We start from the raw sequence: 24,727 nt of genomic DNA on the forward strand, positions 1-24,727 counted from the left end.
TATCGTTTGTTCTGCAGCGGGCGGATGGCAAAACTGCGCGGCATCTCTAATAAAAACAATCGAGAGCCGCTCCATGCCCTTCCCTGCATCTTTGCGCCTGCGTACCACCTCCATCGCTCTGTTCTGCAGCTTTGCCGCCCCGGCCATGGCGGTCCAGGTCACCGACAATCTCGACCTTGGCGGCGCCATTCGTGCCCGTTGGGATGTGGACCCGGATCGCGACATCCAGAAGTTCGGCCTCGACACGGTATTCCTCAGCGCCAAGTACAACTCCGATTCGTGGATCGGCGAAGCGCAATACCGCTTCTACGGTCGCTCCTACCCCTATCAGTACACCAAGAACTACGGCGACATCCGCTTCGCCAAGTTCGCGTGGGTCGGTTACAAGTTCAACCCGGATCAGCAAGGACAAGTGGGCCTCAACACCGTGCCGTTCGGTTTGCAGCCGTACTTCGGCAGCACCTTCTACGAAACCCTGGGCAACGTCATCGGCCTGGAAGATGTGCAACAGGTCGGCGCCAAGTACATCCAGCAAAGCGGCGACTGGAACCTTCAGGCCGGCTATTACCTGCGCCCGGCCTGGCAAGGCAAAGGCACCAGCAAAGGCGTGACGTATTCGAGCGTGGTGTCCGAAGCCGACAGCTACGTGGCCGACGGCAGCAACAACCAGGAACGCAACACGGTGGTGCTGCGGGTCGCCAAGGCGATGGATCTGGGGTCGTGGAAATCCGAAGTCGGGATCTCCGGCCTGACCTCGACCCTCGAAAACAAGGACACCGACAATGACGGTCGGCGCAACGCCGTGGCCGTGCACTACATGGGCAAGAACGGCCCGTGGGGCGTGCAGTTGCAGGCAGCGCGGCAGCAGATGTCACCGCGCAATCCCGGCAGCGATGAGGTGGTCACCCTCGGTGGCTACGACGGCACCTACAACGTAGCCAGTCGCGGCAATCTGTACGTGGCCGACCTGAGTTACGACGTAGGCGGCAAATACCTGTTCGACCAGATCAGCGGGATCAAGCTGTACGCCAACTACAGCGCCTTCGACAAGTCCGCCAGCGGCTTCAAGACGTCCGAGCGGGTGATCCTCGGCACCTCGTTTTCCGTGAGTAAATTGTGGGTGGCCACGGAATGGCTGTTCGGCAAAAACGATCCGTACATCGGCGGCAGCAGCTACACCCAGAGCCTTGGCGCGGGCGGGCTGGATCAGTGGGAGAACCAGTTATATGTGAACGTCGGGTATTACTTCTGACGCTCGAAAAAATCGCAGCCAGGGCTGCGATTTTTTTTGCCTGCCCGTTGCGAATTCACCTTGCATCCGCACCGTCCCGATAGTCAGATAGCCCTCACCCCAAAACAACAATAAACCGCCCGATCCGGAGTCTCGCCTCCATGCGTCAACTGCCCTCGCTCAACACCCTGCGCGTGTTCGAAGAAGTCGCCCGTCATCGCAGTTTCAGTCAGGCCGCCATCGGGTTGAACGTCACCCAGGGCGCGGTCAGTCGCCAGATCAAACAGCTTGAAGACTACCTCGGCGTGGCGCTGTTCGTGCGCACGCCTCATGGGCTGTCGCTGACCGAAGCCGGCAGCAATCTTTCCCCACATCTGGCCGAGGCCTTCGACCACATCGAACGCGCCTTGCAAGCGGTGCGCGTGCCGAATCTGCGCCAGCGTTTGAAAGTGCTCGCACCGCCGACCTGGGCCACCCGCTGGCTTTCGCCACACCTGCGCGCATTCTGTCAGCGCTACCCGGACATCAACCTCAGCGTCACCAACCAGATCGGCCACGACAGCCTCACGGAAGTCGACTGCCACATCCGCTTCGGCCTCGCGGCAGCACCGCACTGCGTCAGTCAATTGCTGGTGATGGAACGGCACATCGCAGTGGCCAGCCCGGAGCTGTTCAACGGCGATCAGCCGCCGGATCTGCGGCAATTTCCATTGCTGCACATCCTGCACGACGGCAAGCGTTTGAAGGTCTGGGAGAACTGGCTGGCGGCCATGGGCCGGGATGACATCGATGCCGGGCAAGGGCTGGAATTCAGCACCCTGGATCAGGTGATCCACACAGCACTGGCTGGCGGCGGTCTGGCAGTGATCGACCGGCAGATGATCGAAAAGGAACTGGCCAACGGCAGCCTGCTGCCGATCACCCCGATTGAGGTGATCGGCCCTTATGGCTATTGGCTGGATGTGGCGAATGACAAGCAGGGGCTGTCGAAGGTGAGGTTGTTTACCGAGTGGCTAGGGGTTGTCAGCAACCTCTGACCTGCACTCATCAGACGGGGGTAGCGACTTTCCCGACCGTCCCTACCGCGACTTCCACCGGACTCTGCGCCTTGCACGCCTGGCTCAACGTCAACGACTTGGTCTCCGGCGCCCAGGCCCACGACAGCAACGCGCCAATCGCCAGGATCGCCGCAAGAATCCCCATGGTCGGGCTCAAGCCGATCCCCGCCACGCTCACCGGCAACAGGAACGTGCTGACCGCCGAACCCAGACGGCTGACCGCCGTCGCCAGACCAATCCCGCTGGCCCGCACTTCCGTCGGGAAGCTCTCCGCCGGGAACACGCCCACCAGATTGCTCACCGCCGACAGCACCAGCGTGAACATACCGAACACCAGCACCATCAGCCACGCCGCACTGCCCGGCAGCACCGCCAGCAGAAACAACGCCACCGCCAGAATGATGAACGAGTTGATCAGGAATCCGCGTCGGGTGAATTTGATCGTGCACCAGATGCCGATCAACGCACCGAGGATCAGCAGCATGTTGAGCATCAGCTCGGTGCCGAAGCCTTCGGCCAGGCCCATCTTCTGCAGGATCGACGGCAGGAAGGTGTAGATGGCGAAGTACGGCATGACGATGCAGACGAAGAACAGGCAGTTGAACGCCGTGCGCTTGCGGTATTCGCGACTGAACAGCACCGCGTAGCCCGAGCGGGTTTCGCTGGAGCGGGTTTCATCCAGTTCGACGTTGTCGCCCAGATGCTTTTTGACGATGGCACGGGCTTCAGCAACGCGGCCCTGATTGACCAGCCAGCGTGGAGATTCCGGCGTGCCGATTCGGGCGATCAGAATCAACGCCGCCGGGATCGCCGACGACGCCAGCATCCAGCGCCAGGCATCATCACCGAGGCTGAGCATGGCGGTGCCGACGAAGGTCGCCGCCACGTAGCCGAAGGTCCAGATCACGCTGAACGAACCCAGCAACACGCCGCGATGTTTCTTCGGTGCGAACTCGGCGAGCATCGCATGACCGACGCTGAAATCCCCGCCCAGACCGATGCCGATCAGCACCCGGCAGAGGAACAGGCTCATGGCGGTTTCAACGTAGAACTGCATCACCGAAGCGAGCGTGATCAGCACAAAACTGACCAGGAAGATTTTCTGCCGGCCGACCTTGTCCGAGATCCAGCCGAAAAACAGACTGCCGAGAAACAGGCCGATCAACGCCGACGCGCCGATCAGGCCCTGCCAGAACGCATCAAGCTGCATCTGCGGGCTGAGCAAAGTGAATGCGATGCCGATCAGGCCAAGGATGTAGCCGTCGGTGAAATGCGCGCCGAAGGTCAGGCCGGCGATCTTGATATGGAAGCGCCCGATGGGCAGGTCATCGATCTTTACGGGTTGAGCGGACATGTTCGTCTCCAATTGTTGTTATTGACGGAGAAACGGAAAGCTCTTGCTGGTTTTTTGTGGGAGCGGGCTTGCTCGCGAAGGCGGTGTGTCAGTCAACATTTGCTCCAGCTGATCCACCGCTTTCGCGAGCAAGCCCGCTCCCACATGGAGATTTCAGTGAAGGTTCAGAGGCCGCCCATCAACAGGTATTTGATCTCCAGATAGTCATCCAGACCGTACTTCGAACCTTCACGCCCAAGGCCCGATTCCTTGATGCCACCGAACGGCGCCACCTCCGTGGAGATGATCCCTTCGTTGATGCCGACCATCCCGGCTTCCAGCCCTTCGGCCATGCGCCAGACCCGGCCGATGTCGCGGCTGTAGAAGTACGCCGACAGACCGAACGGCGTGTCGTTGGCCCGCGCCAGCACTTCGGCTTCGTCCTTGAAGCGGAAGCACGCGGCCACCGGGCCGAAGGTTTCGTCCTGGGCGATCAGCATGTCGCCGTTGGCTTCGGTGAGGATGGTCGGTTCGTAGAACGTGCCGCCCAGCGCATGCCGACGACCGCCGCACAACAAAGTGGCGCCCTTCTCCAGCGCATCGCTCACATGGGCTTCGACCTTGGCCAGCGCAGCGGCGTTGATCAGCGGACCTTGCTCGGTTTCACCGTCCAGCGCACTGCCCACGCGCATCGCCGCCACGGCTTCGGCGAGTTTTCCGGTGAAGGCTTCGTAGACGCCGTCCTGAATAAAGAAGCGGTTGACGCACACGCAGGTCTGCCCGGTGTTGCGGAACTTCGAGGCCATCGCGCCTTTGACGGCCGCATCGATGTCGGCATCGTCGAAGACAATGAACGGCGCGTTGCCGCCCAGTTCCAGCGAGACCTTTTTCAGGGTGTCGGCAGCCTGACGCATCAGCAGTTTGCCGGTGCGGGTCGAGCCGGTGAACGACAGCTTGCGCACCACGCTGGACGCTTGCAGCGCGCCGCCGATCGCCACCGCGTCGCCGGAAACGATGTTGAACACACCGGCCGGAATCCCGGCCTGCTCGGCCAGCACTGCCAGGGCAAATGCCGACAGCGGGGTTTCTTCCGAAGGTTTCAGGATCATCGTGCAACCCGCCGCCAGCGCCGGGCCGACCTTGCGGGTGACCATCGCCAGCGGGAAGTTCCACGGAGTGATCGCCGCGACCACACCGATGGCTTCCTTGGTCACGATGATCCGCGCATCGGCCTTGTGACTCGGGATCACATCGCCGTAGGCACGCTTGGCTTCTTCACCGAACCACTCAAGAAAGCTCGCGGCATAGACCACTTCGCCCTTGGCTTCGGCCAGCGGTTTGCCTTGTTCGCGGCTGAGCAAGGTTGCCAGTTCCTGCTGGTTGGCGAGCATCAGATCGCTCCAGCGTTTCAGACGCTGGCTGCGCTCCTTCGCGGTAAGTTTGCGCCACGCCGGCAAGGCACGATTCGCAGCCTCGATGGCGAGGTTGGTTTCCTCGGCACCGGCCTTCTGCACCTCGGTGATCAACTCGCCATTGGCCGGGTTGCGCACCGGATAAGTGGCGCCGCCCGAACCCCACTGGCCGTCGATGAAGTTGCCGTGACGAATCAACCCGCTCATGCCACCGCTCCCTGCAACGTGAAGCGTTCATGCCCCGGACGGGCCGTGCGCAGGATGCGTTTGCCGGCGGTGTAGTCATTGATCACGTCGCAAGGGGTGTAGTTGCGCTCCAGCTCGTGCAGTTCTTCGGCGTCGAGTTTGGTTTCCAATGCCGCCAGTGCGCTGTCGAACTGCGCCGTGGTGTCGGCGCCGACCAGCATGCAATCCACGCCCGGATGGTTGGCGACCCAGGCCTGGGCGATCTGCGCGTTCGACACGCCACGGGCACGGGCCACGCGCTGCACCGAATGGGCGATTTCGAACGAGGCTTCGTCGCTGTACATCTGCTGGGTGAAGAAGTCGGTCTGGTTGCGGGTCGATTGCACGTCACCGGTCAACAGACCACGGGCCAGCGGGCTGAACACCGACACACCGATGCCCTGATCGCGGCAGAACGGAATCATCTCGCGCTCTTCTTCGCGATAGGCGCAGTTCAGTTGCAGCTGCATGTTGATCGGTTTTACCCAACCGTTGCGCTCGCAGGCCATGAGGATTTTCGCCAGTTGACCGGTGAGCATGGTCGACACACCGATGTAGCGCGCCTTGCCGGAGCGCACGATGTCGTTCAGTGCGCCCATGGTTTCTTCGACCGGGGTGTTCACGTCGAAGTAATGCAGCATGAACACGTCGACGTAATCCATGTCCAGACGCTTCAGCGAGGCATCGATGCTGTCCATGATGTGCTTGCGCGAGTGGCCGCTGGCATTGATTGCGTTGCGGGTGCCGTAGCCGACCTTGGTGGTGATCACCAGGTCTTCGCGACGGGCCAGACGTTTGACGATGCGCCCTACCACTTCTTCGCCGACACCGGCGGAATAGAAGTCCGCCAGGTCGATGAAGTTCACACCGTTGTTGAGGGCATGAGCAACGATCGGCTCGCTTTGTTTTTCATTGAAGATCCACGGCTTCCAGTCCGGGGTACCCATGTTCATGGTGCCCAGGCACAGACGGGAAACTTGCAGGCCGGAGTTGCCCAAACGGATGTATTGCATGGCGCGGACCTCAGGCTTTTGGCGTGTAGAAAGGGTTGCTGATGTGGTTGACCACATCCTTCAGCTGCGCGGTTTCCGGCTTGCCGGTCAGGGCGGCGCGGATCGCGGTGCGGCAGGCGTTGTAGTTGTTCAGGTACACGGCATCGAGGTCATCGCAGGCCGGGTTGACCCAGTTGGCGGTGACGATGGCCCACTCGTCTTCGGCTTCCGGCGGCAGCGTGCCGTCGAGCAGCGCTTCGAGCACAGCCTTGGCGATACCGGCCTGGGAAGCGCCCCAGGTTGCGTTGCCATGCAGGTCGCTGCTGATCGCAGCCTTGTTGACGTACAGGGTCATCGGCTTGACCGGAATGTTCGGCTGGGCAATCACCATGAACGGGCAATGGCCCTGGCTCGGCGACGCCAGACTGTTGGCGAACGCCTGCCCCGCCGGGCCGTTGCGCGGGCCGATCAGGATATTGATGTGCGCGGCGTTCACGCCCGGGCCTTCGAAACCTTCACCGATGTACAGGTCGAGTTCTTTCATCAGTCATTACTCTTTGCGATGCAGAGGGATTTTTTGGGGTGATCGACAGCTCACGCGGACCTAGAGGCCAACGGGATCAATAACGGACACGGGGAGACGCGAAGGGAGAATCGGGACATGGCTGCAAACGCTCTCTGGTTGTTATTGATGAGCTGTGTTTGCGATTTTTTAACACCGGGTATCAGGGCACCCGTAACCATTAAAAATCATGGGGCAATGACTTTTAGTCATAGCCTTATGTGATGACGAAAAAAATCCCGCTCGGGAGCGGGATTTTCGAACTGCGTCGATTACGCGACGACGGGGATCATCGGATCAGCAGCCGCCAGCGCAATGGCACGGTCAGCCGCCGGCGGGTAGATCCACTGGGTGTTGATCTGGGTCTTGAGCGACTTGCCCTCCTCCTTCACCAGTTTCACCTGACGATCCCACCCTTCGGTGTACACCGCGCCCCAGGCGCCAAGGTCGAGGCAGGTCACGTATTTCGGCTGGCTGTACGGGGTCGGGTCGACACCGAGAATCTGCGCCGCCACGTTGTTGCCGGCATGTCGGCCGAGGGAAATCGCATGCTGGCAGGTCATCAAGGCGAAGTTGCCGACATCGTCGGTGGCGGCATAAGCCACGTCGCCGGTGGCGAAGATGTCGTCCTGGCCGATGACTTTCAGGTGCGCATCCACATGCAGACGACCCTGGCGATCGCGTTCGGCCGGAATCTGCTCAGTCAGGCTACTGGCGCGCACGCCGGTGGTCCAGACCACGGTTTTTGCCTCGATGCGCTGGCCGTCCGACAGGGTCACGCCGTTTTCATCGACCGACAGCACCGACACACCCAGTCGCCATTCGACTCCCAGTGCTTCGCTCGCTTCGGCAATCGACACGCTGATGGCTTCGCCCATGGCCGCGCCGACTTTCTGCCCGCGGTCGACGATGATCACTTGAACGTCAGCCTGCTCGCCCAACACTTCCCGCAGACGCGCCGGCATTTCGGTGGCGGTTTCGATTCCGGTGAAGCCGCCGCCGGCCACCACCACGGTGTTGCGCGCCTGGCTCGCAGGTTGATCGGCCAGGGATTTCAGGTGGTTTTCCAGGCGAATCGCGGCTTCGATCTGGTCAACGTCAAAGGCGTGTTCTGCGACGCCCGGGGTATCCGGCAGCGCCAGACCACTGCCGGAAGCCAGCACCAGTTTGTCGTAGTGGAAAACCTGAGCGGCGCCGCTGGCGTCGGTGTAACCCACGGTTTTGGCGTTCACGTCGATGGTGTTCGCGGCGCCCTTGATGAAGTTGACGCCTACCGCGTCGAACAGGTCGCCCAGCGGCGCAGCCAGCGTGTGGGCATTCGGCTCGTAGAAACGCGGACGCACACGCAGTTCAGCCTGCGGCGCCAGCACGGTCACGTCGATGTTGTCGCGGTTGTGAATGTCGACCAGACGAGTCGCACTCAGCGCCGTCCACATGCCACCGAAACCTGCGCCGATTACCAGAATGTGCTGTTTCATTGTTGTCTCCAGGCCCGAAGCCAAGTCGTAGAAAGAGGATCAAGAATTCACGTTTATCGGGAGTCGGCACGCTTGGGGTTTCTGAAAGTGCTGAACACTGCTCACCGGATAACGGCGACTGTATTGGTCGCCGTTATATCCAACAAGTCAGATTATCCGATCATTCGAATCGAAATATTCGATAGCTGGCCTAATCCCTTCTGAGGCTTTCGAAACCATAAAAGTCGCCGCAAACCGAGCAAATACGGGTTTCAAGGCAACGATTCAGGCACTTATCAGATTTGTCCACCACGCATTACCCTGCTAACATCTGCGACAACTACAGTCGGAGATAGCTATGTCGCTTTACAGTGCGGGCGTCGAGTACGGCATCCATTGCCTGGCGTTTCTGGTGGGCAGCGGTGGTGACAGTCGCGAAGCGAGCGTGCGCGACCTGGCGGACTTGCAGGGGGTGCCGCTGGATTACCTGGCGAAGATCTTCACCAAACTGGCCAAGGGCAAACTGGTGGTGGCCACCGGCGGTGTACGTGGCGGTTTTACGTTGGCGCGTCCGGCAGACGAGATCACCCTGCTCGATATCGTCAATGCCATCGACGGCCCGAAGAACATTTTCGAATGCCGCGACATCCGCGGCCGCTGCGCGCTGTTCGACGGCTCGCCGCCGGATTGGGCCGTGGACGGAACCTGTTCGATTCACGGGGCGATGATGGTTGCGCAGAAGCGCATGGAAGAAGCCCTGGCCCAGCAGACCATTCTCGACATCGCCAGAAAGGTCGGGCGCAAGGCGCCGGCGGAGTTCAATAGCCAGGTAGAAAGCTGGATTCAGGATCGTCGCGACAAGAAGACCGCCGGCTCGGGCATCCCGCTCACCGACATCACCGACTGACAGGCAAAAAAAGCAGAAACCGATCACACGGTTTCTGCTTTTTCATTTCCGCCGTTCTGCCTCAGAGGCAATCGCGTACCGATTTGCGCAGCGAGCCGGACTTGGCCCACGGCGGCCCCTGGTACAGCGACACGCGGCTGCCATCCTTGTACTTGACGATATCGAGAATCTCGTCGGCCGTGACGATACTTGGCGCCGTGATCCGGTAACCGTTGGAAATCGCAACCTGCGAAGTCTTGGGAATATCCTGCTGCCACAACGGCAACACGCATGCGGCGTAGTCCTTGGGAGCCTTGCCACTGACCTTGCTGAGATTCGGCTCGCCCGGGACCAGCGATGCCGGAAGTGAACACCCGGCCAACGCGGCTATCAGCAGGCCCCCGATCAACATCCGCATATTGAATCCTTCATCTTAAAAAGCGCGAATTTAACTTGTTACTGGTTGAACATCCATCGTGGCGCAATGCTTTGACCCGGAAAACCGGGCTCTCCCGCGCCACAGCAAACAATTGCTCCGACCAACGGCAGTTTGTTCACGGCCGTTCAGCTCATTGACCAGAACCTCTTGCCCCGCTCCCGAAAAATGCGGCTACTATTTTCTACCGAGAATGTTCCGGAGGTGATCATGCGGCTCAATGAATACGAACACGAACTTCAACGTGACCTGCAAAGCGTTGCATCGGACCTGAGATGGTCGGCGGTCGACCTCAAGCGCATTGCCGAGCAGTTACGCAAATCCGGTAACGAGGCGGATGCGCAAAGCGTACTCAGGTCCTGCGAGGTGCTGCAAAGCGATGAAGAACGTTTGCAACTTTATGCCAGGGAAGTGAAAGCCCGCGCCATCAGCCGAACCAAAATCCACTGACGCCATCCCCCAAACAAAAAGCCCCGGACAATCCGGGGCTTTTTCATTGCAGGCCTTCAGCCTGTCTTGCGGCCGTGGGTGCGGCGTTTGTAACCCGGAAGTGCAGCGGCATACGCCAGTGCTTCCTCCCGGCTGGCGAAAGACGCCAGTCGATCACCCTGCGTGCAGACCCGCCACGGGCCGTTGTTCACGCTGAGTACGTCGTAGCCATTCATGTGCATTTTGTTCAGCATCGCCATGCTCATAGGCACCTCCTGTCGACTATCGATCAACTGCACTTTTGCACCTTACACCGGGTGCGACAGGGTGTGCCGACCAGACGTCGCCCCACAGCGGTGTCAAGCGTCTGGCACTTTTGCGCTTTTCGACCACTCTGACATCACAAGCGCCTCTAAACCAAGGCACGGCTTGAATATTGCATTTTCATGACCGATTCATGACAACCGGCAATCGGGTAACAAATGAAAGTACGTGCAACCATCATCTGCGAACAGGATCGACACATTCTCCTGGTGCGCAAACCCCGATGCCGCTGGAATTTGCCGGGCGGCAAGGTCGAGCCCGGCGAGACCAGGGCCGACGCCGCGACGCGTGAACTTGAGGAAGAAACCGGCCTGCTCGCCGATGGCATGCTGTATCTGATGGAGCTGGAGGCTGGCGGCACGCGCCACCATGTCTACGAGGCGTCGGTACTGAATATTGATGAAGTACGGCCACAGAACGAGATCATCGATTGCATCTGGCATCCGTTGAATGCGGTGCAGAACCTGAGTGTCAGTGAAGCAACCCTGCAAATCGTCCGCGCCTTTCAGCGCCGGCTCTGAGTCAACCGGCGAACGCCCGACGCCCGGCACTCATTTCAGTGCGCAATTCACCGATGAAGTTGGAGATGTCACGAATGGTGACCAGATGCTCCGGCGACACACCGTTGAGCAGCAGATCGACCCGCCCGCTGTCAGGTTCGTAAACCTTAATCTGCAACAGCCCCTGCCCCGTTTCCGTGCAGTCACAGTAAAGGGGCGAAAAGCCGGACTCGACGATGCGGCAAATGTCGGCAATGGCAAGCATGGGCGGACGCCTCGCGGGCGAAGGTTCGGTCGATCGATTGAGCATAGATGAGCTTTTTCGACCTTGCGCGAGCGCTCGATCGCAGAAAATGCCAACCGCTTCACATCCTTGCGCAACATCGATCAGTTGGCGTCGCGCCCCCAGATCCAGTTCCAGATGCCCGGCAATTGCACCGGATCCGAGCTCTTCTGCACCGTACGCGCCAGTGCCGCTTTTTCCAGCAGTGCGTGATCGTCGTAGAAGGGTTTATCGGCCAGGCGCACGCCTGTGGCAGCAGCGCTGTCGAGCAGAATTTGCAGATACTCGCGGGCATGTCGCGCGGTATAGCGGTTGAGGTCATGGAAGGTCACCACCACCGGAATCACCCCGTCCACCGTCGGCAATTCACCGAGGGCAATCCGCTCGCGCACCTCCGAGAGCTGACGCAGCATGTTCGCGCGGCGTCTGGGGCTGCCGTTGAAGCCCCAGATTTTGCCGTCGTTGGCGCTCAGGTCCGTGAGCAATACATGCAGACCATGTCGCTGATAGGCCGCAAACGTGCGTTTGTCGTAGTTCCAGAAAGGTGGGCGCAGCAAAATCGGTGGCACACCGGTGATCGCTGCGATATCCGCCGTGCCGTTGGTCAGTGAGGTTTCAAGCTCCTGCGGATCGAGCGATCGGTGGTTGGTGTGCCAGTGCGTGGCGGTGTGAAAGCCCAGAATGTGCCCTTCATCGTGCTCGCGATGCATGATGCGCCGGCCGATCTCGCTGTTGCCGGCCCTCGGCGCACGGGTCTGGACGAAAAACACCGCTTTGATATTCGGTTGCAGCGGGTTGTCTTTCAGGCTGTCGAGCACGGTTTCGGTGGGGTTGTAGAAACTCGAAGCACTGGGGCCGTCATCGAAGGTCAGCAGAAACCTGACCGGCGCCTGCGCATCCAGCCGCGAGCGGGTTTGCGCGGTGAGTTCGATGGGAGCGGCAATGCAACCGGCCAGCCCGGTGATGATGGACGCAGCGCAGAAAAGCTTGAACCAGAGTTTCATGTTTTGCCTTGAGCCCGACCGTTGCGGTCACATTGTCGATTGGCAAAACTCCCTCGCCGCTGCTGCCTCCCTGCGGCCCACCAAAATGGGCCGAGGTTGGATAAAGATAACAGGGTTTTGTTCCGGTGCTCACTCAGTGCGCCAGCGCCTGCTGGAACGAGGTATCGATAATCCCCGCAGTGGTCAGCGGAGCCGGCAACGCCTTGACCTTGAACAGGAAGTCCGCAGTGCCTTGCAGGTCGGCAGCGGCTTGCTGATCCACCGGGCCGACCGTCATGTGCGCCTGGCGCAACCAGTGTCGCGAGACCTCTTGATCGAGATTGGCTTTCTTCGCCCACAGATCCGCGTATTCGTCAGTGTGGCTGTCGACCCAGGCCCGGGCCTGCTTCAGGCGCTTGAGAAAATCGGCAATCGCCTCACGCTTGCTGTCGATGGACGGCGCGGAAGCGGCGATGGCGCTCAACCCCGGCATCAGGTTTTTTGCAGTCAGAATCGGTCGTGCACCGGAGAACACGATCTGCTGGGAAATGTACGGTTCCCACACCGGGAAGGCATCGATGCTGCCCTGAGGTAATGCCGCCGCGGCGTCGATCGGCATCAGTTTGACGAAGTCGACGTAATTCTCCGGCAACCCATTCTGCTCCAGTGCGCGCAAGGTCAACTGCTGGCTCCAGGCGCCCGGCCAGTAGGCGACTTTCTTGCCCTTGAGGTCCTCAATGGTTTTCACCGGCGAATCCTTGGGCACCAACAATGCAATGGTGTCCGGGTTCTGCCGCGACACGCCGATCAGTTTCACCGGTGCCTGTTTCGCGGCAAGGAACAGAAAACCCGAATCGCCGAGAAAGCCCAGATCCAGCGAACCGGTCTGTAACGCTTCGGCCAACGGTGCGGCGGCCTGGAAGTGTTTCCAGTCGACCGTGTAAGGCGCGCCCTTCAATACCCCGGAAGCCTCTACCGAAGCGCGGATGTTGTAGTAATTCTGGTCGCCGACGTGCAGGACGACAGGTTCGGCAGCGTAAGTCAGAGGCGAGGCAATCAGGGCGCTGGTCAACGCAGCGCGTAGGAAACGGGAGAGCTTCATGGCAATTCCTGCAAAGGGGATTTTCTATAGACCATAACGCTCTTATAAATCGCATTTGAAATTCGATTAATGAATAAGCTCAGCACCGCCGACAACCGCTGTTGGCCTGGCAACAGTGGCGCGGCACAGTGTTTTCCCGGCAACAGTTCAAAGCGCACAAATCGCATCAAAACCCCGTAAACATGGGACTCGGGGCATATGGCACAGAGCCTGCAATATTCCATTCATGCAGGAAGCATTCGATAAAAATGTCTTTCTGGACATAAGAAACTGTTGCCTTGCCGGAGCGTGCCCATGAAATCCCGCTTACCGTTTTCCCGAGTCAAAACGCTGCTCGCGGCCTGCGCTGTGGCCCTGAGCCTGCAACCGCTCGCCCACGCGGCGGAAACCCCGCCCGCCGAAGTGCATCTGGACTATGCCTATTACTCCCCGTCAGCCTGGCGCTGAAACATCTGGGTTATCTGGAAAAAGCCCTGCCCCAGAGCAAGGTCAGCTGGGTACTGAGCCAGGGCAGCAATCGTTCGCTGGAATACCTCAACAGCGGCGGCGTGGATTTCGCCTCGTCGGCCAGTCTCGCGGCAGTATTGAGCCGCGCCAACGGCAGCCCGATCAAATCGGTGTACGTTTACAGCCGCGCCGAGTGGACCGCGCTGGTGGTGCGCAAAGACTCGCCGTACCAGACCGTCGCCGACCTCAAGGGCAAGAAAATCGCCGCCACCAAAGGCACCGACCCGTACCTGTTCACCCTGCGTAGCCTGCAACAGGCCGGGCTGAAAAAGGACGACGTGGAATTGGTGCACCTGCAACACCCGGACGGCCGCACCGCGCTGGAAAAAGGCGACGTCGACGCCTGGGCCGGCCTCGATCCGCACATGGCCGCCAGCCAGGTGCAGGCCGGTTCGCGCCTGCTGTACCGCAACCGCGACTTCAACAGCTACGGCGTGGTCAGCGTCACCGAGCAATACGCCAAGGAACATCCGCAAACCATCGATACCGTGATCAAGGCCTATGAACAGGCTCGCGAGTGGTCGGTGAAAAATCCCGATGAATTGGCCAAATTGCTCGCCAGTGAATCCGGCCTGCCGCTGGATGTGGCCAAACTGCAACTGTCGCGTACCGACCTGAGCAGCCCGCAACTCACCGCCGCCGACGTGCTCGCCTCGAAAGCCGCCGCGCCGATTCTGGTCTCCGAAGAACTGGTGCGTCGTGGGGTGAATGTCGATCAGGTCATCGATCAATTGATCGACACCGGTTTCCAGCAAGTCGCCGCCGCCCAGTAACCGATCAGGCTCACAACGAATCCGCGCCCGTCGCGGATTTGTCGTGAGCGGAGAACCGCCCATGAGCAATGACCTGCCCGCCCGCCTCGCCCTGCCGCTGCCCCGCCGACAAAACCGGCCGCTGAATCCGCTCTGGCGGCGGCGCCTTAAAGGACTGGCCCTGCCGCTGCTGATCGTAATCGCCCTGGAAATCATCGTGCGCGTCGGCTGGCTGCCGTCCTATCAGATGCCTGCGCCGAGCGAGGTCGCCGTGACCCTCACCGATCTGGCCGAAGGCGCACTGTGGAAACACATCGGCGCCAGCCTGATCCGCGTGCTGATCGGGTTTGCCATCGGCGCGAGTCTGGCGCTGGTGTTTGCCGCGTGGGTCGGCCTGAGCCGCGAGGCTGAGGCGTACCTGGAGCCGACGTTCGCCGCGCTGCGCTCGATTCCCAGTCTGGCCTGGGTGCCGCTGTTGCTGCTGTGGCTGGGCATCGACGAGACCTCGAAAATCGTCCTGATTGCCATCGGCGCGTTCTTCCCGGTGTACGTCAACGTGGTCGCGGCGATCCGCAATATCGACCGCAAACTGGTGGAGGTCGGCCACATCTATGGTTTCAGTCGCCTGCAACTGGTACGGCGGATTCTGCTGCCCGCCGCCCTGCCCGGCCTGTTCACCGGGCTGCGCAGCGGCATGAGTCTGGCGTGGATGTTTCTGGTGGCGGCCGAACTGATCGCGGCGACCAAAGGCCTGGGCTACCTGTTGAGTGACGGGCGCGAAACCTCGCGGCCGGACATCGTGCTGGCGGCGATCATCGTTCTGGCGCTGCTGGGCAAACTCAGCGACGGCCTGCTCGCCGCCCTCGAACGCCGTTGGCTGGCCTGGCGCGACACTTTCACCGGCCAAAGCAGCAAGGACTGACTCGCACAACTAAGCTGAACCTTCAGGCAGTGTTCGCCGGAGGTTCGGCCAATGTGCGGAAGACTCTCGCAGTACCGGGGCATCCACGATTTCGTCGCGGTGCTAAGCATTCCCGATGCGCTGATCAATCACGTCGGCGATGCACCGCTGGCGCGCTACAACGCGGCGCCCACCACCGCGCTGGCCATTCTGCATCAACACGAACAACGCCTGTACGCCGACAACCTGCGCTGGGGCTGGCGCCCGCACTGGGCCAGGGATCGCGCGGCACCGATCAATGCGCGGGTCGAAAAAGTCGTCCACGGCCCGTTCTTTCGGGCGATCTGGCGTCATCGCCTGATCGTGCCGGTCGATAACTGGTTCGAGTGGGTCGACGGGCCGGACAAGAGCCGCCAACCCTGGCTGATCCATCGACTCGACCATCAACCGGTTTTCTGCGCCGCCATCGGCCAGTTTCCGACACCCGGATCGGAACCAAGGGAAGACGACGGCTTCGTGATCATCACTGCCGACAGCGCAGGCGGCCTGCTCGATCTGCATGATCGCCGGCCCATCGTATTGTCTGCCGAGGGCGCGCGGGAATGGCTCGACCCGGCCACGCCCGCTGAGCGTGCCGAGCAAATGTTGCTGTTCGAAGGGTTGGGCAGCGAAGCGTTCGAATGGCACAGAGTCGGCAAAGCTGTCGGCAACTCACGCAATCAGGGGCGGAGTTGATTGAAGTAGTGGCTTAAATATTTTGTGGGCCGGCACGTCTATCGAATAGTCGGGAGACGTAAATCAAATTGATATCACGCAGCAAGTGAGAACCGTTCGTTACAGTCAGTGTTTCAAACTCGAAACAATCATTGAATCGGTCGTTTGATTCAAACCAACCGCCTGTCTGACATTTCAATCGTCATACATACATTTAGTAACACTACAGATAGCATGCGCGCCGCATTTCCTATTGGCATACCAGTTGACCAAAGAGTCAACAAACCGGGAATACCCTACAAACTTACAAGCCTTGCAGAGAACTAAGTTGCGCGACGATTTTGCAATCAAACAGGCCAACGGCCTGGAGTGTATTTATCTGTCCATGACAGAACGCTTTCAACTCGACTGTTTTATCGCCCACTACATAAAGACTCGAAACCTGCGTGACGTACCCGAGATCGACCGCCTCCTGCGCACCACTCTCCAAAACTATCCCTGCCACCCGCCGGTGATGGTCAACGAGCTGAATGCCTGGATCGACAAGACCTTGGGCTATCGGGCCTCACACCCCGATTTCACACAGCTGGACGATCTTTGATGAAACGAAAAAGCCCCGCCATCGCGGGGCTTTTTCGTTGTGGCGTTCAGGGTTTCAGCGGGCGTTCCTGGTCGCGATCGGACAACTCGCGGCTGTCGTCATGTTTCCAGGTCTGCTCCTTGTGTTTCTCCCGCTCGATCTCTTCTTCGCTCGGTTCTTCATCTTCTTCGGGACGTTGCTGCTCCGTTGCCATGTTCACCTCGCCGTCATAAGTCATCAGTCATCCTTACAGCGTAGAACAGATTCAGACAGGCAACTTACAACCACCAGCGCAACAGAAAGAAAAACGCCATGCTCAACAGCATGCTAAGCAACGTATTACGCGTGTAGATCACGAGTGCTATAGCGACTAACGAACTCAGCAAATAGGGATTGTCCCACTGCAAATTCAGCTGCTTGTCCGGCATGAACACAATCGGCCCGCAAATCGCGGTCAACATGCCCGGAACGGCGAAACCCAGAAACTGCCGCGCATTGCTGCTCAAACGCACCGGCAGGCGCGGCTCGAGAAACACATAGCGGTTGAGGAACACCAGAATTCCCATGCCGAAAATCACTGCCCAGATCATCATGTGCGCTCCCGATACAGCTTGTTGCAGATAAACCCGGCCATCATTCCCGCCAGCCCCGACAGCACCAGCGCCGAACCCCACTGCCAGTAACTGAACAGCACCGAGCAGAACAGCGACACCGCCACGCAAACCACGGTCGGCACATTGCGCACCACCGGGGTGATCAGCGCGATAAAGGTCGCGGCAATCGAGAAGTCCAACCCCAGGTGCTCAAGTCCCGGAATGCTGCTGCCGAGCACGATGCCGGCCAGGGTGAAGAGGTTCCAGGCGACGTAGAACGTCAGACCGACGCCAAGGGCATACCAGCGATTGAATTGCTGACGGTCGTGCTGGCTGGTCAAGGCGAACAGCTCGTCGGTGAGCAAAAAACCCAGACCGATGCGCCAGCGCCCCGGCAATGGCGAAATCACGTGGCGCATGCTCATGCCGTAGAGCAAATGCTGCGACGTCAGCAGCAGCGTGGTCAGAAGAATCGAGAAAATCCCGGCACCGCCCTTGAGCATGCCGATCGCCACCAGCTGCGCAGCACCGGCAAACACAATGGTGGACAAGCCCTGCCCCTGCAGTGGCGTGAGGTTGGCTTCGATCGCCATGGAACCGGCCAGCAGCCCCCACGGCGCGGTCGCCAGAGATAACGGCATGATCGCCGCGGCTCCGCGAAGAAAGGCACTGCGCGGTATTAATGAGTCAGACATAACGCTCTTCAACCGTGAGACAAGACCCCGGACTCTGCCAGCAAATGCCTTTTCATGGCTTGAACAATCTTGCGCAGTTGTCGCAAATCGCCCAGCTGCAAACCGATTAGCGGCGTACCATGACAGCCATTCACATCTGCGTCAGGGAGACGACATGCTGTATCGAATTGCCGCCGACGGGCTGGTGCTTTTCCACCTTTCCTTCATTCTGTTCGTGCTGTTCGGCGGGCTGCTGGTTCTCAAGTGGCACCGAGTGGTCTGGCTGCATCTGCCGGCCGCAACCTGGGGCGTGATGGTCGAGGTGTTGCACCTGACCTGCCCGCTGACCTACTGGGAAAACCTGATGCGCCACGCCGCCGGGCAGACTGAATACGCCGGCGGTTTCATCGAACATTACGTCTGGCCGATCATCTACCCGGCGGGGCTGACCCCGCAGATTCAACTAGCGCTGGGCAGCGTGGTGCTGGTGATCAACCTGCTGGTGTACGGGCGTCTGATCCGCCAGTGGCAACTGCGCCGCGCTGCACGCATTCCGTTTTAACGCGACTTCAAGGCTTCCAGCCAGGCCGGGTCGAGGCGCGTCTGATCGGTGTCCAGACCGAGCGTATCCATCCGAGCCTTATGTGCTTCGACTTCCCGGTGCAATTGCCCGTGATCGCTGGAGTTGCCATCCAGTTCATGCATTTGCGTCAGGCCAAGGTGATAGAAACGCAGTACTTTCATCGCCGTCGGATCGCCCTTCTCGACCGCCGCCGTCACCTGATGCATGACATTGGTGACGCTCATCAGGCTGCGCTTGAGCCGCCAGCCATACACCGCCGGGGCCATCCAGGTCTGGTTCCAGAAACGTCCGCGCAACAACGCTGCCGTCAACAGGAATGCGCCGAACACCCCGCCGACATTGAACCGCAGGTTATCGCCACCCGGCTCGCCGAACAGCGCCACCGCCACGGTCGAAAACGCCATCGCCAGCACCAGGAACAGCACCGCGATAATCAGCGTGCTGCGCCGGGTCTGCTGGCGATAGGTGATGGCATCGATCGGTTGAATCTCGAACATCGTGACAGGCTTCCATGGCTTGAAATAAAAAGAGGCCGGCGCATTATCGCCTCTGAGGCGGATTTAGCTATGCTGGAGCTCCTTTTCATCTTTTCATCGTCCAGCAGGGGACATGGCGATACCACGCAGATCGTGCCATCTTCATTCATGGATACACTCTATTCGGATGCCATTGGCCAGGCCGGCAATGACATCGTTTTAAGGATCACTGCATGACCCAACGACACGTAATCAATGCCTCGGTCAGCCCAAAAGGCAGCCTGGAAACCCTTTCCCAACGTGAAGTTCAGCAACTGAGCCAGGCCGGAACCGGCAGCACCTACACCCTCTTTCGTCAGTGCGCCCTGGCCATCCTCAATACCGGCGCCCATGTCGACAACGCAAAAACCATTCTGGAAGCCTACAAAGACTTCGAAATCCGCATCCACCAGCAGGATCGCGGCGTGCGCCTGGAACTGCTGAACGCCCCGGCCGACGCTTTCGTCGACGGCGAAATGATCGCCAGCACCCGGGAAATGCTGTTCAGCGCCCTGCGCGACATCGTCTACACCGAAAACGAGCTCGACGCCCTGAGCATCGACCTCAGCACCTCCCAGGGCATCAGCGATTACGTCTTCCACCTGCTGCGCAACGCACGCACCCTGCGCCCGGGCGTCGAGCCGAAAATCGTCGTGTGCTGGGGCGGCCACTCAATCAACACCGAAGAATACAAATACACCAAGAAAGTCGGCCACGAACTGGGCCTGCGCAGCCTCGACATCTGCACCGGTTGCGGCCCGGGCGTGATGAAAGGCCCGATGAAAGGCGCGACCATCGCCCACGCCAAGCAACGTATCCACGGCGGCCGCTACCTGGGCCTGACCGAGCCGGGCATCATCGCTGCCGAAGCGCCGAACCCGATCGTCAATGAGCTGGTGATTTTGCCGGACATCGAAAAACGCCTGGAAGCCTTCGTCCGCGTCGGCCACGGCATCATCATCTTCCCGGGCGGCGCCGGCACCGCTGAAGAATTCCTGTACCTGCTGGGCATCCTGATGCACCCGGACAACGCGGGCCTGCCGTTCCCGGTGATCCTGACCGGGCCGAAACATGCCGCGCCGTATCTGGAACAGCTCGACGCCTTCGTCACCGCCACCCTCGGCGAGGCAGCGAAACAACATTACGAAATCATCATCGACGACCCGGCCGAAGTGGCGCGGCAGATGACGGCGGGCCTCAAGGCCGTGAAGCAATTCCGCCGCGAGCGCAACGACGCGTTCCACTTCAACTGGTTGCTGAAGATCGACGAAGGCTTCCAGCGCCCGTTCGACCCGACCCACGAAAACATGGCCAACCTCAAGTTGCACCGTGATCAGCCGGCCCATGAACTGGCGGCCAACCTGCGCCGCGCGTTCTCCGGGATCGTTGCCGGCAACGTCAAGGACAAGGGCATTCGCCTGATCGAAGAGCACGGCCCGTACCAGATCCGTGGCGACGCCGCGATCATGCAACCGCTCGATCTGCTGCTCAAAGCCTTCGTCGCCCAGCACCGGATGAAACTGCCGGGTGGCGCGGCGTATGTGCCGTGCTATCGCGTGGTGTCCTGACCCTACGTGATGGATGCAGCCTTGTGGGAGCAAACGCGCTCCCTCAAGGCGCATCGCCACTACCAAACCGCCCTGTTCTCTGACACAAAAGCCCCGCTGATTCCCCACGACAGCCACCGCGCGCGCGTACTAAGCTGGGCGATTGAATTTTCAGGGACGATCCATGAAACGTTTTGCCGCCTGCCTGTTGTCTCTTCTGGCCCTGACAGCCAATGCGGCAGATCTGCAACTGCTCACCGACAACCATCCTCCGCTGCATTTCCTTCAGGGCGATCAACTGGTGGGCTTCGGCGTGGATGTGGTGCAGGCCCTGGCGGCGCAGACCGGCGATCGCATTCATCTGCAACAAGTGCCGCTGCTGCGTGCCCTGCGCATGGCCAGCGAGACCCCGGACACCGGCGTATTTACCGTGCTGCGCACCGACGCACGGGATGACCGCTACCAATGGGTCGGGCCGCTGATCGAAGTGGAAACCGCGCTGTATGCCCATGACAACTTCCAGCCGCCGGTCCGCAGCCTGCGCGAGGCCGATCATCTGGGGCGGATCACCGTGCCGCGCAAATGGCTGGTCTACAGCTATCTGCAGGAACAGGACCTGAGCAACCTCTATGGTGTGGAAACCCCGGAACAGATGATGCGTCTGTTCAGTCTCGGGCGAACGGACTTCGTGGTGTCCGACACGCTGTCCAGCGCGGCCCTCGCCCGAGAACAAGGCATGGAGCCGGGGCGTTTGCAGTATCAGATACCGCTGATGAAGCGCGACACTTATATCGCGTTCTCCCGCCAGACCGATCCCAGACAGGTCGCACGCTGGCAGCAAGCGCTGGACACGCTGCGCGCCGACGGTCGTCTGGAGAAAATACGCCAGCGCTGGCTGAGCAATACCCTGCCGCGCTGATCACGCATCAACGTCTTTGATAACAACTATCTGAAAAGGTGTTTTTTCTTCTGGTGCCCGTAGCCCTAAAGTGGCAGTCATCTTCCTCCCACTTTCTGGTACAGACCCATGAAAGACTTCATTGCCCTTGGGTTTATCGTCGCCCTGATCGGTGCCACTTCCGCCGCAATCGCCAGCGCACATGGCCACGGGCCGGCTGTCGCCATGACCGGCACCTTGAATGTCGAAACCGTTGGCATTGACCGTGAGGCCAGGGGCAGTGTGGAGCAGAATCTTTACGTCGCGCAAAACGACTCGGGATTCGCCTACGACTATTGAGCCACCAGCCGCGCGGCCAGCGCCTTGGCCTGCGACGCAACATCGGTCACCGCCGTACTTTCCCACCACATCCCTCTCAGTGGCGGGCCCATCGCGAACAGTCGTTGTGACGCCTTCCCCTGCGCATCCAGCACCGCACCGTCCACTGCCGCCGCAATCCCCAGCGCCAACGGCCCCGGTTGCACCAGCCCACGGGCCAGCAACTGCTGCGGCAAAGGCCGGTCGACCCGGCGCCAATCGTATTCGATACCGCTGGAATTGATCAGCGCCGCGCCTTGCACCACATGCGTTTCACTCTCGCCCCGACTGCGGACGCGAATGCCGACACCACCGCCCGAGACCGGCTCAAGACCTTTATAGGACCCGGCGTGAATCCGCAGACGCCCTTCGCGATGCAGACGCTCGACCAGCTCGGCACTCAGCGGCGGCGAACGATGGTGATGACTTTCCCACCACGGCCGCACATGCCGCACGAATTGCCGGCGCTGCACGTCGCTCGCCTGGCTCCACAGCCGACCAATATGCGCGCGCACCGTATCCAGCGGCGCCTGCCAGTCGATACCTTGCTCGATTGCTTCCAGACAATGCCGGCGCAACTCACGCACTAACTGACGTGGCGTGCGGATGCTGTGATCCTCGGCGAGAAAGTCCACCCACGCCGGCGGTTGCCGACGCACATGAGGCAGCAGCCCATGCCGGGAAAACACCTCGATCGGCCCACGATGACCAGCCTGCTCCAGCGAAACCACGGCATCGACCATGGTCAGGCCGGAGCCGATGATCAGTACCGTGGATTGCGGATCGAGCTGGCGCATGGCGCTTACATCCCACGGATCGAGCCCGGCGGCGTTGAGGCCGCTGGATTGCTTTTGCGGCGTACGGGCGGCGGGGAACATACCGGTCGCCAACACTGCAAAAGCGCCGTGCAGTTGCTGACCGTCATTCAAGGTGAGCTCCACGGAATCGCTGGAAACCTGAACATCGACAACTTCGGCGCGCACATGCTCGACCGTCGACCCGTGTTGCGCGCCCACCTGCTGCGCTTCAGCCAGTCGCTGCTGCACGTAGACACCGAACAGCCCCCGTGGCGGAAACAGTTCACTGACCGGCACATGCTGCTGATCCGACTCCGGCCAGCCGCCGCCGGCAATGTGTTCGGTCAGCCATTGAGTCAGGTCGTCGGCATTGTCGGGGTCGACGCTCATCCGTGCCGCGTTACCGTTGAGCGTGTGGCCCAGTTCAACCGCGCTGTACGCTTCACCCCGGCCCAGCTCGGCCCGGGGTTCAATCACCAGAATCTGTCGCCGGCCCGGCAGGCGCAGCAGTTGCACCGCCAGCATTGCGCCGCTGAGGCCGCCGCCGACAATCAGGATGTCGGCGTGACGGATCGCAGTCGTATCGGTTTGAGTCATGCCGTTCTCGCTGCCAAGGGTTTGCTCAAGTCAGTGTCGTGCAGACGCTGCGAGCGAGTCTAGACAGACGCGACCTTTTTCTCCTGCCGATGCAGCTCGCCGAGGTTTCGATAACCGCTGCCCGGATGGATCTCCGGCAACCTTGCTCCTTCGCCAAACAGCTTTTCGCGCAACGTCCCAGGTGCATAATCGGTCTTGTAGACGCCACGCTTCTGCAACTCAGGCACCAGCAATTCCACGGCGTCGATGAAGGTTTCGTGGGTCAGTGCGTAGGCCAGGTTGAAGCCGTCGACATCGGTTTCGTCGACCCATTCCTGCAACAGGTCCGCCACCGTTTCCGGGCTGCCGACGAACAACGGGCCGAAACCGCCGATGCCGACCCAGTCGGCCAGTTCGTTAGGCGTCCAGACCTTGTTCGGATCCGCGGTGGAAAACGCCTCGACCGCCGATTGAATCGCGTTGGTGTGCACGTGCTTGAGCGCTTCGTCCGGTTTGAAGCGGCTGAAGTCGATGCCGGTCCACCCCGAAATCAGCGCCATCGCGCCCTCGTAACTCACCCAGGATTTGTACTCTTCAAACTTGGCTTTGGCCTTGGCATCGGTCTCGCCGAGGATCACGGTTTGCAGGTTGAAGATCAGGATCTTCGACGGATCGCGCCCGGCCTCGGCGGCGCGGCGGCGGATGTCGGCCACGGTTTTCTTGAGCAGTACCTTCGACGGTGCCGCGACAAACACGCATTCGGCATGCTCGGCGGCAAACTGCTTGCCCCGGCTGGATGCGCCTGCCTGATAGAGAACCGGCGTGCGCTGCGGCGACGGCTCGCAGAGGTGAATGCCCGGCACCTGGAAGTGTTTACCGTGGTGGCGAATTTCGTGGATCTTGCTCGGATCGCTGAAGATCCGCCGCTCGCGATCCCGCAAAATCGCGCCCTCTTCCCAACTGCCTTCCCAGAGTTTGTAGCAGACCTCCAGGTATTCCTCGGCGAAGTCGTAGCGCGCATCGTGCTCGGTCTGGGCTTGCTGGCCGATGTTCTTCGCGCCGCTCTCCAGATAAGAGGTGACGATGTTCCAGCCGGCACGGCCCTTGGTCAGGTGATCAAGGGTCGACAGGCGTCGGGCGAAGGGATACGGATGCTCGAAGGACAACGAAGCAGTCAGGCCGAATCCCAGGTGCTCGGTGACCAGCGCCATCGGCGGAATCAATTGCAGCGGATCGTTGACCGGCACCTGCGCCGCCTGCCGGATAGCTGCTTCGCCATTGCCGTTGTACACGTCGTAGATGCCGAGCACGTCGGCGATGAACAACCCGTCGAATTTGCCCCGCTCGAGGATTTTCGCCAGATCGGTCCAGTACTCCAGATCCTTGTACTGCCAGGAGCGGTCACGCGGATGCGCCCACAGGCCCGGTGATTGATGGCCGACGCAATTCATGTCGAAGGCGTTGAGACGGATTTCACGAGCCATCAGTCGGCACTCCCGATTTTCGGGAGGCGTTTAGAG

27 protein-coding genes and 3 pseudogenes are annotated in these 24,727 nt (G+C 60.5%); 14 read left to right on the forward strand and 16 right to left on the reverse strand.

Annotated elements, in window-relative coordinates; genetic code table 11:
• Nucleotides 1-73 precede the first annotated feature (73 nt).
• Both R1A29_RS16075 and R1A29_RS16080 read left to right on the forward strand, forming a co-directional pair.
• Entirely contained in the window at nucleotides 74-1,252 is a 1,179-nt protein-coding gene (locus tag R1A29_RS16075; RefSeq protein WP_438298880.1) for a hypothetical protein, read from the forward strand.
• A 140-nt stretch (nucleotides 1,253-1,392) separates the two neighbouring features.
• Nucleotides 1,393-2,268, forward strand: a complete 876-nt coding sequence (locus R1A29_RS16080) for a LysR substrate-binding domain-containing protein (RefSeq protein WP_438298881.1) — start codon at nucleotides 1,393-1,395, stop codon at nucleotides 2,266-2,268.
• A 10-nt stretch (nucleotides 2,269-2,278) separates the two neighbouring features.
• On the opposite strand, the gene R1A29_RS16085 is transcribed toward R1A29_RS16080, so the two are convergent.
• The 5 genes from R1A29_RS16085 to R1A29_RS16105 form a co-directional block, all read right to left on the reverse strand.
• The gene (locus R1A29_RS16085) at nucleotides 2,279-3,643 is read right to left on the reverse strand and encodes an MFS transporter (RefSeq protein ID WP_438298882.1); all 1,365 of its coding nucleotides are present in this window, start codon (nucleotides 3,641-3,643) and stop codon (nucleotides 2,279-2,281) included.
• A gap of 164 nt (nucleotides 3,644-3,807) precedes the next feature.
• Nucleotides 3,808-5,241: an NAD-dependent succinate-semialdehyde dehydrogenase gene (locus R1A29_RS16090; RefSeq protein ID WP_438298883.1), complete on the reverse strand. Its 1,434-nt coding sequence runs from the start codon at nucleotides 5,239-5,241 to the stop codon at nucleotides 3,808-3,810.
• Nucleotides 5,238-6,272 (reverse strand): aldo/keto reductase, encoded by a 1,035-nt coding sequence (locus R1A29_RS16095; RefSeq protein ID WP_085731936.1) that lies wholly within the window; start codon nucleotides 6,270-6,272, stop codon nucleotides 5,238-5,240. Before R1A29_RS16095 ends, R1A29_RS16090 begins: the two co-directional genes overlap by 4 nt.
• Before the next feature lie 10 nt (nucleotides 6,273-6,282).
• The gene (gene fae / locus R1A29_RS16100) at nucleotides 6,283-6,795 is read right to left on the reverse strand and encodes a formaldehyde-activating enzyme (protein ID WP_007950493.1); all 513 of its coding nucleotides are present in this window, start codon (nucleotides 6,793-6,795) and stop codon (nucleotides 6,283-6,285) included.
• 290 nt (nucleotides 6,796-7,085) lie between these two features.
• The gene (locus R1A29_RS16105) at nucleotides 7,086-8,291 is read right to left on the reverse strand and encodes an NAD(P)/FAD-dependent oxidoreductase (RefSeq protein ID WP_438298884.1); all 1,206 of its coding nucleotides are present in this window, start codon (nucleotides 8,289-8,291) and stop codon (nucleotides 7,086-7,088) included.
• A gap of 337 nt (nucleotides 8,292-8,628) precedes the next feature.
• Between R1A29_RS16105 and R1A29_RS16110 the strand changes: the two genes are divergently transcribed.
• The gene (locus R1A29_RS16110) at nucleotides 8,629-9,177 is read left to right on the forward strand and encodes an RrF2 family transcriptional regulator (protein ID WP_438298886.1); all 549 of its coding nucleotides are present in this window, start codon (nucleotides 8,629-8,631) and stop codon (nucleotides 9,175-9,177) included.
• 61 nt (nucleotides 9,178-9,238) lie between these two features.
• Here the strand turns inward: R1A29_RS16110 and R1A29_RS16115 are convergent, their stop codons facing one another.
• On the reverse strand, nucleotides 9,239-9,574 hold the full coding sequence (locus R1A29_RS16115; RefSeq protein ID WP_438298887.1) for a hypothetical protein: 336 nt from the start codon (nucleotides 9,572-9,574) through the stop codon (nucleotides 9,239-9,241).
• Nucleotides 9,575-9,802: 228 nt separating this feature from the next.
• Here R1A29_RS16115 and R1A29_RS16120 point away from each other — a divergent pair, with 228 nt between their 5' ends.
• Entirely contained in the window at nucleotides 9,803-10,042 is a 240-nt protein-coding gene (locus tag R1A29_RS16120) for a hypothetical protein (RefSeq protein WP_085711391.1), read from the forward strand.
• A gap of 56 nt (nucleotides 10,043-10,098) precedes the next feature.
• On the opposite strand, the gene R1A29_RS16125 is transcribed toward R1A29_RS16120, so the two are convergent.
• Complete coding sequence (locus R1A29_RS16125; protein WP_438298888.1) at nucleotides 10,099-10,287, reverse strand: DUF2188 domain-containing protein; 189 nt, start codon at nucleotides 10,285-10,287, stop codon at nucleotides 10,099-10,101.
• A 216-nt stretch (nucleotides 10,288-10,503) separates the two neighbouring features.
• On the opposite strand from R1A29_RS16125, the gene R1A29_RS16130 reads away from it, so the two are divergent.
• Nucleotides 10,504-10,866, forward strand: coding sequence for an NUDIX hydrolase (locus R1A29_RS16130; protein WP_085711393.1), 363 nt, complete (start codon nucleotides 10,504-10,506; stop codon nucleotides 10,864-10,866).
• A 1-nt stretch (nucleotide 10,867) separates the two neighbouring features.
• On the opposite strand, the gene R1A29_RS16135 is transcribed toward R1A29_RS16130, so the two are convergent.
• Together R1A29_RS16135 and R1A29_RS16140 are read right to left on the reverse strand one after the other, a co-directional pair.
• Complete coding sequence (locus tag R1A29_RS16135; RefSeq protein ID WP_096820123.1) at nucleotides 10,868-11,110, reverse strand: DUF1652 domain-containing protein; 243 nt, start codon at nucleotides 11,108-11,110, stop codon at nucleotides 10,868-10,870.
• A gap of 122 nt (nucleotides 11,111-11,232) precedes the next feature.
• Nucleotides 11,233-12,132 carry a polysaccharide deacetylase family protein gene (locus R1A29_RS16140; RefSeq protein WP_438298889.1) on the reverse strand — a complete coding sequence of 300 codons (900 nt, stop codon included), beginning with the start codon at nucleotides 12,130-12,132 and terminating at the stop codon, nucleotides 11,233-11,235.
• A gap of 133 nt (nucleotides 12,133-12,265) precedes the next feature.
• On the opposite strand from R1A29_RS16140, the pseudogene R1A29_RS16145 reads away from it, so the two are divergent.
• Nucleotides 12,266-12,373 (forward strand): annotated as a pseudogene (locus tag R1A29_RS16145) (hypothetical protein); the annotation flags it as partial.
• Here R1A29_RS16145 and R1A29_RS16150 read toward each other — a convergent pair.
• Nucleotides 12,347-13,213: pseudogene (locus R1A29_RS16150) on the reverse strand (ABC transporter substrate-binding protein); the annotation flags it as partial. The pseudogenes R1A29_RS16145 and R1A29_RS16150 sit on opposite strands and share 27 nt — an antisense overlap.
• Nucleotides 13,214-13,507: 294 nt before the next feature.
• Here R1A29_RS16150 and R1A29_RS16155 point away from each other — a divergent pair.
• The 4 genes and pseudogenes from R1A29_RS16155 (at nucleotide 13,508) to R1A29_RS16170 (ending at nucleotide 16,688) form a co-directional block, all read left to right on the forward strand.
• Nucleotides 13,508-14,493 (forward strand): annotated as a pseudogene (locus R1A29_RS16155) (aliphatic sulfonate ABC transporter substrate-binding protein).
• Between the two features lie 61 nt (nucleotides 14,494-14,554).
• A complete protein-coding gene (locus R1A29_RS16160) occupies nucleotides 14,555-15,394 on the forward strand; it encodes an ABC transporter permease (protein ID WP_438298890.1) in 840 nt (279 codons plus the stop codon).
• Between the two features lie 51 nt (nucleotides 15,395-15,445).
• Complete coding sequence (locus tag R1A29_RS16165; RefSeq protein ID WP_438298891.1) at nucleotides 15,446-16,108, forward strand: SOS response-associated peptidase family protein; 663 nt, start codon at nucleotides 15,446-15,448, stop codon at nucleotides 16,106-16,108.
• Between the two features lie 307 nt (nucleotides 16,109-16,415).
• Nucleotides 16,416-16,688 carry a hypothetical protein gene (locus R1A29_RS16170; protein WP_085711400.1) on the forward strand — a complete coding sequence of 91 codons (273 nt, stop codon included), beginning with the start codon at nucleotides 16,416-16,418 and terminating at the stop codon, nucleotides 16,686-16,688.
• Between the two features lie 46 nt (nucleotides 16,689-16,734).
• On the opposite strand, the gene R1A29_RS16175 is transcribed toward R1A29_RS16170, so the two are convergent.
• From R1A29_RS16175 to R1A29_RS16185, 3 genes are read right to left on the reverse strand one after another with little or no spacing between them, the layout of a single operon-like run.
• The gene (locus tag R1A29_RS16175; protein ID WP_167748741.1) at nucleotides 16,735-16,905 is read right to left on the reverse strand and encodes a hypothetical protein; all 171 of its coding nucleotides are present in this window, start codon (nucleotides 16,903-16,905) and stop codon (nucleotides 16,735-16,737) included.
• A gap of 40 nt (nucleotides 16,906-16,945) precedes the next feature.
• Nucleotides 16,946-17,257, reverse strand: coding sequence for an AzlD domain-containing protein (locus R1A29_RS16180; RefSeq protein ID WP_139831893.1), 312 nt, complete (start codon nucleotides 17,255-17,257; stop codon nucleotides 16,946-16,948).
• Complete coding sequence (locus tag R1A29_RS16185; protein WP_438298892.1) at nucleotides 17,257-17,955, reverse strand: AzlC family ABC transporter permease; 699 nt, start codon at nucleotides 17,953-17,955, stop codon at nucleotides 17,257-17,259. The genes R1A29_RS16180 and R1A29_RS16185 overlap by 1 nt, the downstream gene beginning before the upstream one ends.
• Before the next feature lie 154 nt (nucleotides 17,956-18,109).
• On the opposite strand from R1A29_RS16185, the gene R1A29_RS16190 reads away from it, so the two are divergent.
• Nucleotides 18,110-18,496 carry a DUF2784 domain-containing protein gene (locus R1A29_RS16190; protein ID WP_438298893.1) on the forward strand — a complete coding sequence of 129 codons (387 nt, stop codon included), beginning with the start codon at nucleotides 18,110-18,112 and terminating at the stop codon, nucleotides 18,494-18,496.
• On the opposite strand, the gene R1A29_RS16195 is transcribed toward R1A29_RS16190, so the two are convergent.
• Nucleotides 18,493-19,014 carry a DUF3087 domain-containing protein gene (locus R1A29_RS16195; RefSeq protein ID WP_438298894.1) on the reverse strand — a complete coding sequence of 174 codons (522 nt, stop codon included), beginning with the start codon at nucleotides 19,012-19,014 and terminating at the stop codon, nucleotides 18,493-18,495. The two genes, R1A29_RS16190 and R1A29_RS16195, sit on opposite strands and share 4 nt — an antisense overlap.
• A 212-nt stretch (nucleotides 19,015-19,226) precedes the next feature.
• Here R1A29_RS16195 and ppnN point away from each other — a divergent pair, with 212 nt between their 5' ends.
• The 3 genes from ppnN (at nucleotide 19,227) to R1A29_RS16210 (ending at nucleotide 21,816) form a co-directional block, all read left to right on the forward strand.
• Nucleotides 19,227-20,600, forward strand: coding sequence for a nucleotide 5'-monophosphate nucleosidase PpnN (gene ppnN, locus R1A29_RS16200; protein WP_085711405.1), 1,374 nt, complete (start codon nucleotides 19,227-19,229; stop codon nucleotides 20,598-20,600).
• Nucleotides 20,601-20,763: 163 nt separating this feature from the next.
• Nucleotides 20,764-21,498, forward strand: coding sequence for a substrate-binding periplasmic protein (locus R1A29_RS16205; protein WP_438298895.1), 735 nt, complete (start codon nucleotides 20,764-20,766; stop codon nucleotides 21,496-21,498).
• Nucleotides 21,499-21,606: 108 nt separating this feature from the next.
• Nucleotides 21,607-21,816, forward strand: coding sequence for a hypothetical protein (locus R1A29_RS16210; RefSeq protein WP_438298896.1), 210 nt, complete (start codon nucleotides 21,607-21,609; stop codon nucleotides 21,814-21,816).
• On the opposite strand, the gene R1A29_RS16215 is transcribed toward R1A29_RS16210, so the two are convergent.
• Nucleotides 21,810-23,228 (reverse strand): FAD/NAD(P)-binding protein, encoded by a 1,419-nt coding sequence (locus R1A29_RS16215; protein ID WP_438298897.1) that lies wholly within the window; start codon nucleotides 23,226-23,228, stop codon nucleotides 21,810-21,812. The genes R1A29_RS16210 and R1A29_RS16215 overlap by 7 nt on opposite strands.
• Nucleotides 23,229-23,287: 59 nt before the next feature.
• Entirely contained in the window at nucleotides 23,288-24,691 is a 1,404-nt protein-coding gene (locus R1A29_RS16220; RefSeq protein ID WP_438298898.1) for an LLM class flavin-dependent oxidoreductase, read from the reverse strand.
• Nucleotides 24,692-24,727 lie beyond the last annotated feature (36 nt).

The sequence above is a fragment of the Pseudomonas sp. NMS19W genome, from assembly GCF_051554255.1.
Classification (GTDB): Bacteria; Pseudomonadota; Gammaproteobacteria; order Pseudomonadales; family Pseudomonadaceae; genus Aquipseudomonas; species Aquipseudomonas kribbensis.